Below are 15305 nucleotides of genomic sequence, written 5' to 3' on the forward strand. Positions count from 1 at the left end.
GTGTAAAAAAATGAACAAGGCTAAGCTCGGGTTAAACCCATAACAGCTATAAAACGGGTGTCCCATGTCGCGTCAGCCGATTATCGGCGTCAGTGCTTGTACCAAGCTCATTGGTCACAACATCTACCACACCGCTGGTGACAAATATTTGCAGGCAGTTGTCCATGCTGCCGGTGGAATGCCTCTGATCATTCCTGCATTGGGTGATCAGATTGACTTGGCTTATCTGCTTGAACAACTTGATGGCTTGGTTTTCCCAGGTTCTCCATCAAACGTTGAGCCTCATCATTATGCTGGAGAACCCAGCGATCCGGGAACTCATCACGATCCTGCGCGTGATAGCACGACGCTGCCGCTTATCAAGGCGGCCGTAGAGGCGGGCATCCCGATCTTAGGTATTTGCCGCGGCTTTCAGGAGATGAATGTGGCCTTTGGCGGTTCGTTGCACCAGAAAGTGCACGATGTCGAAGGTTATATGGATCACCGCGAGCCAGAGAATTTGCCACCTGAACAGCAGTATGGCTTACGTCATGCGCTGCATATCCAGCCAGGCGGTGTGCTGGCTGGGCTGGGTTTACCGGACGAAATCCAGATCAATTCCATTCATGGCCAGGGCGTTCAGCGTCTGGCGCCGGGCCTTCGCGTAGAAGCTTTGGCGCCTGACGGGTTGATCGAAGCATTCTCGATAGAAGGTGCTAAAAGCTTTGCAGTGGGGGTGCAATGGCACCCTGAGTGGCAGGTACGATCTAACCCGAATTATCTCGCCATCTTCCAGGCCTTTGGTGAGGCTTGCAGGAAGAGGGCGGGGCAACGCTGAGCCGGCGACAGGTGCCGGCTCTCACCAACCCTGAGGTCTCTATGAGTACCAAATTAGACCAGCTTTCGAGCTGGCTGAAAGAACGCAAAATCACCGAAGTTGAATGTCTGATCAGCGACCTTACCGGCATTGCCCGCGGTAAGATTTCGCCGACCAATAAGTTCCTCGACGAAAAAGGCATGCGCCTGCCCGAAAGTGTGCTGCTGCAGACTGTAACGGGCGACTATGTCGACGACGATATCTACTATGAGCTGCTCGACGAGGCCGACATTGATATGTTCTGCCGCCCCGACGAGAACGCTGTCTTCCTGGTGCCGTGGGCTATCGAGCCGACTGCGATGGTGATTCACGACACCTTTGATAAGCAGGGCCGGCCTATTGAGCTGTCTCCCCGCAACATCCTTAAGAACGTCCTTAAGCTGTACGCCGATAAAGGCTGGAAGCCAATCGTTGCGCCGGAAATGGAGTTTTACCTGACCAAGCGCAACAGTGACCCGGACTTCCCGCTGGTGGCGCCGGTTGGCCGCTCCGGCCGCCCGGAAACCGGTCGTCAATCGTTCTCTATTGATGCGGCTAACGAATTCGACCCACTGTTCGAAGACATGTACGACTGGTGTGAGATGCAGGGCTTGGATCTGGATACCCTGATCCACGAGGAAGGCCCGGCGCAGATGGAAATCAACTTCCGTCACGGCGATGCCCTGCACCTGGCTGACCAGATCCTGGTGTTCAAACGCACCATGCGTGAAGCCGCCCTGAAGCATGACGTCGCGGCCACCTTTATGGCCAAGCCGATCACTGATCAGCCAGGCAGCGCCATGCACATTCACCAGAGCGTGGTGGACATCAAAACCGGTAAGAACCTGTTCTCCAATGCTGACGGCACCATGAGTGAGCTGTTTATGCAGCACATCGGTGGTCTGCAGAAGTACATCCCCGAGCTGCTGCCGCTGTTCGCCCCGAACGTTAACTCGTTCCGCCGCTTCCTGCCGGATACCTCCGCGCCAGTGAACGTTGAGTGGGGTGAAGAGAACCGTACCGTGGGCCTGCGCGTGCCTGAAGCCACGCCGCAGAACCGCCGTGTGGAAAACCGCCTCGCCGGTGCCGACGCCAACCCGTATCTGGTGCTGGCTGCCAGCTTGCTGTGCGGCTACATGGGCATGGTCGGCGATGTGAAACCGAGTGCGCCAGTTAAAGGCCGTGGTTATGAACGTCGCAACCTGCGTCTGCCGGTGACCATCGAAAGCGCATTGGAGCGTATGGAAGCCTGTAAAGATGCTGAGAAATACTTGGGTGAGAAGTTCATTCGAGGCTACGTCGCCGTTAAGCGCGCCGAGCACGAGAACTACAACCGGGTGATCAGCTCTTGGGAGCGCGAGTTCCTGCTGCTGTCTGTTTAAGACTCAAGGCTGGCGCGGTTTATACGCGCCAGCCCACATTATCAGGCCGCTGTGTGACCTGTTAGGACAAGGTGTTGTTATGAACGAGCAAGTGACAAACCCAAAAACCCGCGAATGGCAGGCGATGAGTCGTGAGCATCACCTGGCACCCTTCAGTGATTTTAAGCAGCTGTCCGAGAATGGCCCGCGCATTATCACTAAGGCCGAAGGCGTTTATTTGTGGGACAGCGAGGGTAAAAAGATCCTCGATGCCATGGCTGGCCTTTGGTGTGTAGCTGTCGGTTATGGGCGTAAAGAGCTGGCTGATGCCGCGTATCGCCAGATGCAAGAGCTGCCGTACTACAACATGTTTTTCCAGACAGCCACGCCTCCTGCTTTGGAGCTGGCTAAAGAGATTTCAAAGCTTACCCCTGAGGGTATGAACCATGTGTTCTTCACCGGTTCCGGCTCTGAGGGTAATGACACCATGCTGCGCATGGTGCGCCATTATTGGGCACTCAAGGGTAAGCCGAACAAAAAGGTCATCATCAGCCGTATCAATGGCTACCACGGCTCAACTGTTGCCGGTGCCAGCCTGGGCGGCATGACCTATATGCATGAGCAGGGCGACCTGCCGATTCCAGGTATTGTGCACATCCCGCAGCCTTACTGGTTTGGCGAGGGTGGCGACATGAGCCCGGACGAATTCGGGATCTGGGCCGCTGACCAGTTGGAGAAGAAGATTCTCGAAGTCGGCGAGGAAAATGTTGCAGCGTTTATCGCAGAGCCCATTCAGGGCGCAGGTGGTGTCATTATCCCACCAGAGACTTATTGGCCGCGCATCCGCGAGATTCTCGCCAAATACGACATCCTCTTTATTGCTGATGAGGTGATCTGCGGTTTTGGTCGCACCGGTGAATGGTTCGGAAGCGACTATTTCGGCAATACACCGCACATGATGACGATCGCCAAGGGCTTGACCTCTGGCTACATCCCAATGGGTGGTCTGGTTGTGCGTGACGATGTGGTTAAGGTCCTTAATGAGGGCGGCGATTTCAACCACGGCTTCACCTACTCGGGGCACCCGGTTGCGGCGGCGGTTGGTCTGGCAAACCTGCGAATTTTGCAGGAAGAAAAAATTGTCGAGCGTGTTAAGGCAGAAACGGCACCTTACTTGCAGAAGCGTTTACGCGAGCTGAGTGATCACCCACTGGTTGGCGAAGTGCGCGGTGTAGGGATGCTGGGTGCCATTGAGCTGGTACAAGACAAAGCCACCCGCAAGCGTTATCCGTCAGACAAAGCCGTCGGCATGATTTGCCGTGGTCATTGCTTCAACAATGGACTGATCATGCGCGCCGTGGGCGACACCATGATCATTTCGCCACCGTTGGTCATCAGTCATGCTGAGATTGACGAGCTGGTGGAGAAAGCTCGCAAGTGTCTGGATCTGACAGCAGAAGAGGTCTTGAAGTAAGGGTTTTATCCTTTATTTTCATTTGCTTATATCTGAATGTTGTCACCAGACAAGGACCTTGCCAGACTGCGCAAATGCGTGCGTCAGGCCCACCGGAAAGGTGCGTTGTTGAGCGCGCTTTTCCGGTCTACGACTACAACAACAGGAGCTGTATGCATGAGTAAAGTCAGCAAAACCCTTCTTGCCGTGTCTCTGGCGGCAGCTGTTGCAGGTAACGCCGTTGCAGAAGACAAAGTTCTGCACGTCTATAACTGGTCTGATTACATCGCCGAAGACACCCTGGAGAACTTCCAGAAGGAAACCGGCATCAAGGTCGTCTACGACGTCTTTGACAGCAACGAGACCCTAGAAGCCAAGCTGTTGGCGGGCAGCTCGGGCTACGACATCGTCGTGCCGTCCAACCCATTCCTGGCTAAGCAAATCAAAGCCGGTGTGTTCCAGAAGCTGGACAAATCCAAGCTGCCGAACTGGGAAAACCTCGACAAAAACCTGCTGCACGCACTGGATCCAAGCGACCCGGGCAGCCAGTATTCCATCCCCTACATGTGGGGCACCATCGGCCTGGGCTACAACGTAGACAAGGTTAAGGCTGCTCTGGGCGACGTACCGGTTAATACCTGGGACATCGTGTTCAAGCCGGAAAACATCGCCAAGTTGAAGGACTGCGGCGTGACCTTCCTCGACTCGCCGACCGAAATTCTGCCGGCTGCCCTGAACTATCTGGGCTTCAAGCCAGACAGCACCAACCCGGCTGAGCTGAAGAAAGCTGAAGAGCTGTTCCTGTCGGTTCGCTCCTCAATCTCTTATTTCCACAGCTCCAAGTACATCGGTGACCTGGCTAACGGCAACATCTGTATGGCCGTCGGTTACTCGGGCGACCTGTATCAGTCCAAGTCCCGTGCTGAAGAAGCTAAGAATGGCGTGAACATCTCCTACAGCATCCCGAAAGAAGGTGCTGGCAGCTTCTTTGACATGCTGGCTATCCCTGCTGATGCGAAAAACGTAGAAGAGGCTCATGTGTTCCTCAACTACCTGATGAAGCCGGAAGTTATCGCCAACATCAGTAACTACACGCAGTTCCCGAACGGTAACGCTGCCGCGACACCGCTGGTAGACGAAGCCCTTCGTAACGATCCGGGCATCTACCCGGATGCTGAAACCATGGCCAAGATCTACACCTTCCCAGATCTGCCAGCCAATGCTCAGCGTCTGATGACCCGCAGCTGGACCAAGATCAAGTCCGGTCGTTAATGCTGTTGATGTAATCGGAAGCGGCAGGATGACCTGCCGCTCTCCCAGAACAAGAAAAGGACCCCTTATGCGTCGTATTCCTCTCCTGGCAGGGCTTCTGGCTGCCGCTGTCACTACCGCACACGCTGCTGAGCCTGTGGTCAAGGTCTACAACTGGTCGGACTACATTGGTGAAACCACGCTGGACGACTTCAAAAAAGAGACCGGTATAACAGTCCAGTACGACGTTTTTGATTCCAACGAAACCCTTGAAGGTAAGTTGTTGGCTGGCCGTTCCGGCTACGACATCGTGGTGCCTTCGAACCATTTTCTCGGTAAGCAGATCAAGGCGGGGGCTTTCCAGAAGCTCGATCGCAGTCTGCTGCCTAATTGGGATAACCTGGACCCGGCTCTGCTCAAGCAACTGGATGCCAACGATCCCGGTAACCAGTATTCCGTTCCCTACCTGTGGGGCACCAACGGTATTGGTTACAACGTAGCCAAGGTTAAAGAAGTGCTCGGGGTTGATCACATCGACTCGTGGAGTGTGGTCTTCGAGCCAGAGAACATGAAAAAGCTCTCGGCTTGTGGTGTCAGCTTCCTTGATTCTGCAGATGAAATGCTGCCGGCCATGCTCAACTACTTGGGCCTGGATCCGAATACCCACAGCGCGGATGACATTGCTAAAGCCGAAGCCAAACTGCTGGCTGTGCGTCCTTATGTCTCTTATTTCCACAGTTCGAAATACATCGGTGATCTGGCTAACGGCAACATCTGCGTAGCCGTCGGTTTTTCTGGCGACGTAATGCAGGCTGCTGACCGTGCCGAAGAAGCCGAAAAGGGCGTCGAAATCGCCTACAGCATTCCTAAAGAGGGTGCCAACCTGTGGTTCGACATGCTTGCTATCCCTGTGGATGCGGGCAATGTCAAAGAAGCTCACAGCTTCATCAACTATTTGCTCGATCCGGCCGCCATTGCGGTGGTCAGTGATTACGTCGGCTATGCCAACCCTAACCTCAAGGCAGGCGAGCTGATGGATCAGGATGTACTCAACGATGAGTCCGTATATCCGCCACAAGCGGTGCTGGACAAGTTGTACATTTCTTCGGAACTGCCGGTGAAAGTGCAGCGTTTAATGACTCGCAGCTGGACCAAGATCAAGTCCGGTAAATAATACAAACGCCCGGTCGCGGTGCCCGGGCGCTCAATTCGTGGAGTTTTGGTAATGGCGGTTGCTTCCAGTGCCTATAAAAAAGTTCTCGAGGGTGATCAAAAGCCGAAAGAGGTTTTGGTCAAAATCGAGCGCGTAACAAAAAAATTCGATGAAACGGTAGCTGTTGAAGATGTTTCACTGACCATCAACAAGGGTGAGATTTTCGCCCTGCTCGGCGGCTCCGGTTCCGGTAAATCCACCTTGCTGCGCATGCTGGCTGGCTTTGAAAAGCCAACAGATGGACGCATTTTCCTTGATGGCCAGGACATCACCGACCTGCCGCCATACGAGCGTCCGATCAACATGATGTTCCAGTCCTATGCGCTGTTCCCGCACATGAGTGTGGCGGACAACATCGCCTTCGGTCTGAAACAGGACAAAATGCCTAAGGCTGAAATCGACGCCCGCGTCGAAGAAATGCTTAAGCTGGTGCACATGACCCAGTACGCCAAACGCAAGCCGCACCAGCTTTCTGGCGGTCAGCGTCAGCGTGTTGCGTTGGCTCGCTCGCTGGCCAAGCGTCCGAAGCTGCTCCTGCTCGACGAGCCAATGGGGGCACTGGACAAAAAACTGCGTTCGCAAATGCAGCTGGAACTGGTGGAAATCATTGAGCGCGTAGGCGTGACCTGCGTGATGGTGACCCACGACCAAGAAGAGGCCATGACCATGGCCCAGCGTATCGCCATTATGCATCTGGGTTGCATTGAGCAGATCGGCAGCCCGGTCGATGTGTACGAGACCCCGACCAGTCGTCTAGTCTGCGAATTTATCGGCAACGTCAACCTGTTCGAAGGCCAAGTGGTCGAAGACATGGAAGGCTATGCGCTGATTGCCTCGCCTGATCTGGAGCGTCCGATCTACGTCGGTCACGGCGTCAGTACCTCCGTTCAGGACAAGAGCATCACCTATGCAATTCGTCCGGAAAAAATGCTCATCAGCACTGAGCAGCCGACGTCTGAGCACAACTGGTCCCGCGGTATTGTTCACGATATCGCCTACCTGGGCGGCCACTCGGTCTTCCACGTGGAGCTGCCAAGCGGCAAGATCGTGCAGTCTTTTGTAGCCAACGCCGAGCGCCGCGGCGCACGTCCAACTTGGGATGACCAAGTGTACGTGTGGTGGGAGGACGACAGCGGGGTGGCGTTGCGCTCATGAATATCATCCGAAGCATCAGTCGCCGTATGCCCAAGGGCCGGCACCTGGTTATCGGGGTGCCGTTCCTCTGGCTGTTCCTGTTCTTCATGCTGCCGTTCTTCATCGTTCTGAAGATCAGCTTTGCTGAAGCAGATGTGGCCATCCCTCCGTACACCGACGTGTACACCTGGGCGGAAAACAAACTCACCCTGATCATCAACCTGGGTAACTACATCTTCCTTAGTGAGGATGCGCTGTACCTGGCTGCCTATTTGGGGTCCCTGAAAATTGCAACAGTCAGCACGCTGTTGTGCCTGTTTATCGGCTTCCCGATGGCTTATGCCATTGCACGGTCGCCGAAAGACAAGCAGATGGTGTTCCTGCTGCTGATCATGATGCCGACTTGGACGGCGATCCTGATTCGCGTGTATGCGTGGATGGGGATCCTCAGCAACAACGGCCTGCTTAATGGCTTCCTTATGTGGCTGGGCGTGATCGACGAGCCGCTGCAGATCCTCAACACCAACCTGGCGGTGTACATCGGTATCGTTTACTCGTACCTGCCGTTCATGGTGTTGCCGCTCTACGCCAACCTGGTCAAGCACGATCAGAGTTTGCTGGAAGCAGCAGCTGACCTGGGCTCCAGCACCTTCAACAGCTTCTGGAAAATCACCGTACCGCTGGCTAAGAACGGCATCATCGCCGGCTGCATGCTGGTGTTCATCCCGGTTGTGGGTGAGTTCGTGATTCCTGAGCTGCTGGGCGGCCCGGAAACGCTCATGATCGGTAAAGTGTTGTGGCAGGAATTCTTCAACAACCGCGACTGGCCGGTGGCGTCTGCTCTGGCGGTAGTGATGCTGGCGATCCTGATTGTCCCGATCATTCTGTTTAACCGTAACCAAGCCAAAGAAATGGAGGGACGGCCATGAAGCGTTTTAGTTTCTCCAACTTCATGTTGTGGGTGGGCTTGGCGTTTATCTACTTACCGATGGTCATTCTGGTCATCTACTCGTTCAACGCATCCCGTCTGGTAACCGTGTGGGGTGGTTGGTCGATCAAGTGGTACGTCGGCCTGCTGGATAACACCCAGCTGATGAACTCGGTCATGCGTTCCCTAGAAGTGGCGCTGTACACCGCCATCGCGGCGGTGGCACTGGGCACAATGGCAGCCTTTGTGCTGACCCGTGTCACCCGCTTCAAAGGTCGTACGCTGTTTGGTGGTTTGGTGACTGCACCGCTGGTTATGCCAGAGGTGATTACTGGTCTGTCGCTGTTGCTGCTGTTCGTGGCAATGGCTCAGCTGATCGGCTGGCCGGCAGAGCGTGGCCTGCTGACCATCTGGATCGCGCACACCACCTTCTGCTCAGCGTATGTGGCGGTGATCGTGTCCTCACGTCTGCGTGAGCTGGATATGTCCATCGAAGAAGCGGCCATGGACCTCGGTGCACGGCCGTGGAAGGTGTTCTTCCTGATCACCATCCCGATGATCGCGCCGTCGCTGGTAGCCGGTGCCATGATGTCCTTCGCCTTGTCGCTGGATGACCTGGTACTGGCCAGCTTCGTGTCCGGCCCAGGCTCGACCACGCTGCCGATGGAAGTGTTCTCTGCTGTGCGTCTGGGCGTGAAGCCTGAGATCAACGCAGTGGCGAGCTTGATCTTGCTCAGCGTGTCGCTGGCCACCTTCGTGATGTGGTTCTTCGCCCACCGTGCCGAAGAAAAACGCAAGAAGGCCCTGCAACAAGCTATGGACGAAACCACCGGCGCTGCGCAAACCGCGTAAGCAACGGTGTTATGAAAAGGGCCACTTCGGTGGCCCTTTTTTATTGTCAATTGTGGATTATCTCGTGAGGACCAAATTCAGTTGTGATTAGACGTTGCCAGACCAGTTCAGGTCGATCATCTCAGCTTTGGCTGATTCCTGACGGGTTTTAGTTTCTGCCCGTTAGAAATGCGTGAGGCATAAGTGGCGTTAGTCCGGGGCCTTATCGTGCAGGCATTATCGTTTCTACCAATGTATGCCTTTAATCAATCGATTTGAGCCAGGGCATGCAGGTGGGGACTATGAGGGCAATTCAAACAACAATAAAAGGAAACGCAATGCCTGCCCAGTTCCATAACCCGGTTGCCACCTATTTCGGCGGTGGCAGTCTTTCTCAGATCACTTCCCTCACTGACGGTCAGACCGTTGCACTTGTGATCTTCCCCGAAGCCCGTGGGCTTGGCCTGGTCGATAAGATCCAAGCCTTGCTAGGCGATCGTCTTGTACACATCGTTGAAGATGTTCAACCCAACCCTGATGTTGCCCAGCTTCGCGGTACTTACGAGCGCTTCTGGCAACAAGCCAGTGAATGCGAGACTGTATTGGCTGTAGGGGGGGGTAGTGCCATCGACACTGCCAAGGCACTGATGGTTGGCACCGAGTCCGGTAGTTTTGATGAACTGTTGTCTTTGCTTGCGACAGGTAAGCCATTTACGCCGCACCGTCTTAAGTCACTGATTGCTGCGCCTACCACTGCCGGAACAGGCAGCGAAGTGACCCCTTGGGCAACAATCTGGGATTCTGCTCAGCAGAAAAAGTACTCATTGCACTTGCCATGCACATGGCCTACCGCAGCGATCATTGATCCTGACCTGATGCTTACGGTACCTGCCAGCGTTACTGTTTCTACCGGTCTCGATGCGCTCTCCCATGCGTTGGAGTCTATTTGGAACGTCAACGCCAACCCGATATCTGACACTTTTGCCATCTCTGCTATCGAGGACATCCTCGAATGCCTACCCCAGCTACGCCAAGACCTGACGAGTCGTGAATTGCGCTCGCGCATGGCCTTAGCGGCCCTAAAGGCAGGGATGGCTTTTTCCAACACCAAGACAGCTCTGGCTCACTCCATCTCCTACGAGATGACCTTGCGCCATGGTCTTCCCCACGGCATCGCTTGTTCCTTCACCCTCCCATTTGTCTTGGGGTTGGCGTGGGGGCGTGACCCTGCGCGCGACCAGACATTGCAGCGTGTCTTCGGAAATGATCTGGGCAAAGCCCAGACACGCCTGCGGGATTTTCTCCACAGTCTCGACGTTAAAACTGAGTTCGGTGATTACGGCGTGACGGAGAGTGAGGCGCAAGAGATGGTTCTCTACGCCATGCAGGGTGCACGAGGCAAAAACTTCATCGGCACCAAAGCCGCTTAAGTCAACGCGCGCACCACATATGCGACTTCCCAAGTCGCGCTATTTCCTGTTTGCACCAAAAAAGAGTGCGTCCCCTCAACCTGTGGTTGAGGGGAGAGTACAAGAAGGAAAATACAATGAATCGTGCAGATACACTATCTGGTGTTGTTACTCCGATGACATCCTTTCGCTCAGCGCAGTGGCGGATGCTTCTGGCGGCGATGTTCTGTTACTTGTTCTTTTATACCGGTCGGCAAACTTTCGGTTTCGCCATCCCTGGTATGCAGGCTGAGTTCGGTTTAAGTAAAGAGGCTCTTGGCTGGATTTCAACCGCTATGCTCTGGGCCTATGCGATTGGACAAGCTATTAACGGTAACTTAGCCGACAAATTTGGCGGCCGGCGCATCATGAGCTTGGGGGCAGTTCTGTCCTGCGGTGCTAACTGGGTTGCTAGCTTTGCAACGGGTTTCTTAAGCTTGATTCTGCCTTGGGGTGTTAATGGTTACTTTCAGGCATTGGGTTGGGCTCCAGGAAGTCGCTTGCTTTCGAACTGGTGGGGCGCAAGTGAGCGAGGCAAGGTCTATGGCTTCTATGTATTTGCCGCTGGCTGCGCGTCGATCCTTTCTTATGTGACCTCTGTTGTTATTCTGGAGGTTCTGCAACTGGAATGGCGCTGGATCTTCCGTCTGCCTGTGTTGTTAATGTTGGCTGGCGGTATCACCTTCTATCTGATTGCCCGTGAGCGTCCTCAGGATCTTGGGTACAAGCCGCTGGAAGACACCGGTGTGGCTAATGCCGAAGACAAGGCCAACGAAGCTTCGCAAGATGATCACGAGAGCTCCGCTCAACGTTACAAAGCTGTACTTAAGAACGTTCGCCTGTTGATTGCTGCCGTTTCGCTCGGCTTCCAGAATGCGGCCCGCTATGGCTTGATTATCTGGGTGCCGGTGCATTTCCTTGGTGCGAACTGGAAGAGCGGTGATAGCTGGATTGATCCGAAGTGGATCACGGTGGCGCTGCCAGTTGGTATGGCGGTTGGCGCGCTAAGCAACGGTTGGGTTTCGGACAAACTGTTTGGTTCTAAGCGCTATAAGGCGATCATGCTGTACATGGTTCTCGGAGCCCTGACCAGTCTGTGGATGTGGTCTCTGCCATCGCATAGCACCATTGGCTTGTTGGCACTGTTCCTCTGCGGCTTCTTCGTCTATGGCCCTGCTTCCAGTTTCTGGGCACTGTGCCCTGACCTGGTAGGAGCCAAACGAGCAGGTACTGCCACCGGCGTTATGAACTTCTCGTCTTACCTGTTTGCAGGTTTGGCAGAGCCATTGATCGGCGGGTTGATTGATGCAAGCGGTGATACATCAGTGATCTTTATGGTTGTGATGATTGCTTGCTTGTCCAGTGCTGCGGTTGCCTTGTTTGTTAGACGCTAAGTTGTAGGCGTTGGACTTTAGACACTGACCTTTGGATATGCGGACCTGCTATGTATCAGTATCACAAGTGGCTGCGCTCTTTTCATGCCGTTGCCAAAACAGGGAGCTTTACCCAGGCAGCAGAGTATTTGAGCATCGGCCAGCCGACTGTTAGCGAGCAGGTCAGCACTCTGGAGAAGATGTTTTCTGTGGAGCTGTTTCATCGCCGCGGTCGCTACATAGAACTGAGCTCTGCAGGGCGTCAGCTCTACGAGATTACCCAAGGTGTGTTTGGTCAAGAGGATGAAGCTCTGCAGCTGTTGCAGAGCTTCCGCCAGCGCAAACAAGGCATGTTGCGAATTGGTGCTGTGTCACCCCCGATTGCAATGAGTTTGACGTACGCACTGAAACAGCAATATCCCAGTATTGAGCTGGAAACCTCGTTCGCCAGTGAAGCCGGAACGTTGGAGCGGCTGTACAACTTTGATATCGATGTGGCGATTCTCGCACTCTCGGAGTTTGATCATCGCCTGTCGACGCAGCTGTATCGGACGTGTCCAATCATTGCGGTGGTGCGTGATGACCACCCTTGGGCGAGCCAGGAACAGGTCAGTATTAAGGAAATCAGCGGCCAGCCGTTGGTCCTGCGTGAGTCAGCTTCTCGAACACGTCAATTGGTCGAAGAGGGCTGCCAAAGACACGGTGTACATCTCAACTGCGTGATGCAGCTCAACAGTCGGGAGGCCATTGTGCATGCGGTCGTAAATGGCATTGGTATTGGTTTTGTCTCAGCTGTTGAGTACGCCGATCAGCCAGGTACCAGGGCGATATCGTTTGTAGAGCATCCATTCCAAATCAACTACTTCCTATGTTGTCTTGGTGTTCGCCGTAACCGACCCATCATTGCTGAGCTTTTCGACTCATGCGCACAGCCTGTGCAAAAACACCATAAATAGTTAACCCAATACGTAATTGGCGGCTTTCTCAGTCTCGAGGAAGGGGCCTGACTCATCCCGAAAATAGGAGATTCACCATGAAATACATACTCCCAAGTCGTCTACAAGCTGTTGTTCTGGACTGGGCCGGCACCGTGGTCGACTTCGGCTCTTTCGCGCCAACGCAGATTTTTGTTGAGGCATTTGGCGAGTTTGGCGTTGAAGTAAGCCTGGCCGAGGCACGTGGCCCGATGGGCATGGGCAAGTGGGATCACATCCGCACCCTGTGCGACATCCCAGCTATCGCCGAACGCTATCGCGCTAAGTTCGGTCGCACGCCGACTGATGATGACGTAACTGCCATCTACGAGCGCTTCATGCCACTGCAGATCGAAAAAATTGCCGAGCACTCAGCGCTGATTCCGGGTGCCTTGGACGCCATTGCGACCCTGCGCGAAAAGGGCCTGAAAATTGGCACCTGCTCGGGTTATCCGGCAGTGGTCATGGCCAAAGTTGTGGAACTGGCGAAAACCAACGGCTACAACCCGGATTACGTCGTTGCCACTGATGAAGTGCCCAACGGCCGCCCTCACCCGGCGCAATCGCTGGCCAACGTCATCGCTCTGGGCATCAGTGATGTTGCAGCGTGCGTGAAGGTCGACGACACCTGGCCAGGCATTCTGGAAGGTCGCAGCGCCGGTATGTGGACCGTCGCCCTGACCTGCTCTGGTAACGCCCTGGGCCTGACCTACGATGAGTACAAAGCTCTCTCCCAGAGAAGCTGGAGCAAGAGCGCAGCCGCATTGCCAATATGCTGGAAGGTTCCCGCCCGCATTACATGATCGATACCATTGCTGAGCTGCCGGCAGTTATTGACGACATCAATGCGCGACTGGCGCGTGGTGAAACCCCACAAGCATCCTGATTCTGGGGCAGATAGCGGATGGTTGCGTGACCATTCGCTATCACCACAAGACCGTACAAAAACCTATAAGAGGTCAGTCCTATGATTTATGCAAAACCAGGTACTCAAGGCGCACTACTCACACTCAAACCGCGCTATGGCAACTACATCAATGGCGAATTCGTCGCTCCGGTAAACGGTGTTTATTTCACCAACACCAGCCCGGTTGATGGTTCGGTCATCGGTGAATTCCCGCGTTCCGATCGTGACGATATCGAGCGGGCGCTGGACGCTGCTCACGCCGCCGCCGACGCCTGGGGCCGTACTTCGGTTCAGGAGCGCTCCCACATCCTGCTGAAAATCGCTGACCGCATTGAGCAGAACCTGGAGCTGCTGGCTGTTACTGAAACCTGGGACAACGGTAAGCCAGTTCGTGAAACCCTGAACGCCGACATTCCGCTGGCTGCTGACCACTTCCGTTATTTCGCTGGCTGCCTGCGCGCTCAAGAAGGCTCCACTGCCGAAATCAACGACACCACTGCGGCCTACCACTTCCACGAGCCACTGGGCGTTGTTGGCCAGATCATTCCGTGGAACTTCCCGCTGCTGATGGGCGCTTGAAACTGGCTCCGGCCCTGGCTGCCGGTAACGCCATCGTGCTCAAGCCTGCTGAGCAAACTCCGCTGGGCATCACTGTACTGATGGAGCTGATCGGTGACCTGCTGCCCAAAGGCGTACTGAACGTGGTGCAAGGCTTCGGCCGCGAAGCCGGTGAAGCGCTGGCCACCAGCAAGCGTATCGCCAAAATCGCCTTCACCGGTTCCACGCCGGTTGGCTCGCACATCATGAAGTGCGCTGCTGAGAACATCATTCCGTCGACTGTAGAGCTGGGCGGCAAGTCGCCGAACATCTTCTTCGAAGACATCATGAAAGCTGAGCCTGCCTTCATCGAGAAAGCAGCTGAGGGTCTGGTTCTGGCCTTCTTCAACCAAGGTGAAATCTGCACCTGCCCGTCCCGTGCACTGGTTCAAGAATCGATCTTCGAACCGTTCATGAACGAAGTGATGAAGAAGATCAAACAGATTAAGCGCGGCAACCCGCTGGACACCGACACTATGGTCGGCGCACAGGCGAGCCAGCAGCAGTTCGACAAGATCATGTCCTACTTCGAGATCGCTCAGCAGGAAGGTGCCGAGCTGCTCACCGGTGGTGGCGCAGAGAAACTGGAAGGCAGCCTGGCAACGGGTTACTACATCCAGCCGACCCTGCTCAAAGGCCACAACAAAATGCGTATCTTCCAGGAAGAAATCTTCGGCCCGGTGGTCAGCGTTGCCACCTTTAAGGACGAAGCTGAAGCCCTGGCAATCGCTAACGACACCGAGTTCGGTCTGGGCGCTGGCGTGTGGACCCGCGACATCAACCGCGCGTACCGCATGGGCCGTGGCATCAAGGCCGGTCGTGTATGGACCAACTGCTACCACCTGTACCCGGCGCACGCTGCGTTCGGTGGCTACAAGAAATCTGGCGTAGGCCGCGAAACCCACAAGATGATGCTCGACCACTATCAGCAAACCAAAAACCTGCTGATCAGCTACGACATCAACCCACTGGGCTTCTTCTGATTTCAATAGGAAGTGGT

General features: G+C 54.9%; 11 protein-coding genes and 2 pseudogenes. All 13 read left to right on the top strand.

Annotation, left to right across the window (positions count from 1 at the left end; translation table 11 throughout):
- Positions 1 to 64: 64 nt before the first annotated feature.
- The 13 genes and pseudogenes from WG219_01380 (at position 65) to WG219_01440 (ending at position 15288) form a co-directional block, all read left to right on the top strand.
- Entirely contained in the window at positions 65 to 817 is a 753-nt protein-coding gene (locus tag WG219_01380; GenBank protein ID WXL26168.1) for a gamma-glutamyl-gamma-aminobutyrate hydrolase family protein, read from the top strand.
- A gap of 41 nt (positions 818 to 858) precedes the next feature.
- On the top strand, positions 859 to 2217 hold the full coding sequence (locus WG219_01385; protein WXL26169.1) for a glutamine synthetase family protein: 1359 nt from the start codon (positions 859 to 861) through the stop codon (positions 2215 to 2217).
- Between the two features lie 79 nt (positions 2218 to 2296).
- On the top strand, positions 2297 to 3670 hold the full coding sequence (locus WG219_01390) for an aspartate aminotransferase family protein (GenBank protein WXL26170.1): 1374 nt from the start codon (positions 2297 to 2299) through the stop codon (positions 3668 to 3670).
- A gap of 156 nt (positions 3671 to 3826) precedes the next feature.
- Positions 3827 to 4921 carry a polyamine ABC transporter substrate-binding protein gene (locus WG219_01395; GenBank protein WXL26171.1) on the top strand — a complete coding sequence of 365 codons (1095 nt, stop codon included), beginning with the start codon at positions 3827 to 3829 and terminating at the stop codon, positions 4919 to 4921.
- A gap of 67 nt (positions 4922 to 4988) precedes the next feature.
- Positions 4989 to 6074, top strand: a complete 1086-nt coding sequence (locus tag WG219_01400; protein ID WXL26172.1) for a polyamine ABC transporter substrate-binding protein — start codon at positions 4989 to 4991, stop codon at positions 6072 to 6074.
- A gap of 51 nt (positions 6075 to 6125) precedes the next feature.
- Complete coding sequence (potA, locus tag WG219_01405; protein ID WXL26173.1) at positions 6126 to 7268, top strand: polyamine ABC transporter ATP-binding protein; 1143 nt, start codon at positions 6126 to 6128, stop codon at positions 7266 to 7268.
- A 26-nt stretch (positions 7269 to 7294) separates the two neighbouring features.
- Positions 7295 to 8176 carry an ABC transporter permease subunit gene (locus WG219_01410; protein WXL27919.1) on the top strand — a complete coding sequence of 294 codons (882 nt, stop codon included), beginning with the start codon at positions 7295 to 7297 and terminating at the stop codon, positions 8174 to 8176.
- Entirely contained in the window at positions 8173 to 9027 is an 855-nt protein-coding gene (locus WG219_01415; protein WXL26174.1) for an ABC transporter permease subunit, read from the top strand. Before WG219_01410 ends, WG219_01415 begins: the two co-directional genes overlap by 4 nt.
- 317 nt (positions 9028 to 9344) lie before the next feature.
- The gene (gene psrA, locus WG219_01420; GenBank protein ID WXL26175.1) at positions 9345 to 10436 is read left to right on the top strand and encodes an iron-containing alcohol dehydrogenase PsrA; all 1092 of its coding nucleotides are present in this window, start codon (positions 9345 to 9347) and stop codon (positions 10434 to 10436) included.
- Positions 10437 to 10552: 116 nt separating this feature from the next.
- Entirely contained in the window at positions 10553 to 11848 is a 1296-nt protein-coding gene (locus WG219_01425) for an MFS transporter (protein WXL26176.1), read from the top strand.
- 50 nt (positions 11849 to 11898) lie between these two features.
- Positions 11899 to 12783 carry a LysR substrate-binding domain-containing protein gene (locus tag WG219_01430; protein ID WXL26177.1) on the top strand — a complete coding sequence of 295 codons (885 nt, stop codon included), beginning with the start codon at positions 11899 to 11901 and terminating at the stop codon, positions 12781 to 12783.
- 77 nt (positions 12784 to 12860) lie between these two features.
- Positions 12861 to 13687: pseudogene (gene phnX / locus WG219_01435) on the top strand (phosphonoacetaldehyde hydrolase).
- An 81-nt stretch (positions 13688 to 13768) separates the two neighbouring features.
- Positions 13769 to 15288, top strand: a pseudogene (locus WG219_01440) (aldehyde dehydrogenase family protein).
- Positions 15289 to 15305: the final 17 nt, after the last annotated feature.

Source organism: Pseudomonas mendocina, from assembly GCA_037482215.1.
In the GTDB taxonomy this organism is placed as follows: Bacteria; Pseudomonadota; Gammaproteobacteria; order Pseudomonadales; family Pseudomonadaceae; genus Aquipseudomonas; species Aquipseudomonas mendocina_E.

Excerpts from the sequence above, each read along its gene's own strand:
- WG219_01390 (WXL26170.1), top strand. The coding sequence starts at position 2,297 with ATGAACGAGCAAGTGACAAACCCAAAAACCCGCGAATGGCAGGCGATG.
- WG219_01380 (WXL26168.1), top strand. The coding sequence starts at position 65 with ATGTCGCGTCAGCCGATTATCGGCGTCAGTGCTTGTACCAAGCTCATT.
- WG219_01400 (WXL26172.1), top strand. The coding sequence starts at position 4,989 with ATGCGTCGTATTCCTCTCCTGGCAGGGCTTCTGGCTGCCGCTGTCACT.
- WG219_01385 (WXL26169.1), top strand. The coding sequence starts at position 859 with ATGAGTACCAAATTAGACCAGCTTTCGAGCTGGCTGAAAGAACGCAAA.
- WG219_01430 (WXL26177.1), top strand. The coding sequence starts at position 11,899 with ATGTATCAGTATCACAAGTGGCTGCGCTCTTTTCATGCCGTTGCCAAA.
- WG219_01415 (WXL26174.1), top strand. The coding sequence starts at position 8,173 with ATGAAGCGTTTTAGTTTCTCCAACTTCATGTTGTGGGTGGGCTTGGCG.
- WG219_01395 (WXL26171.1), top strand. The coding sequence starts at position 3,827 with ATGAGTAAAGTCAGCAAAACCCTTCTTGCCGTGTCTCTGGCGGCAGCT.
- potA (WXL26173.1), top strand. The coding sequence starts at position 6,126 with ATGGCGGTTGCTTCCAGTGCCTATAAAAAAGTTCTCGAGGGTGATCAA.
- WG219_01425 (WXL26176.1), top strand. The coding sequence starts at position 10,553 with ATGAATCGTGCAGATACACTATCTGGTGTTGTTACTCCGATGACATCC.
- WG219_01410 (WXL27919.1), top strand. The coding sequence starts at position 7,295 with ATGCCCAAGGGCCGGCACCTGGTTATCGGGGTGCCGTTCCTCTGGCTG.
- psrA (WXL26175.1), top strand. The coding sequence starts at position 9,345 with ATGCCTGCCCAGTTCCATAACCCGGTTGCCACCTATTTCGGCGGTGGC.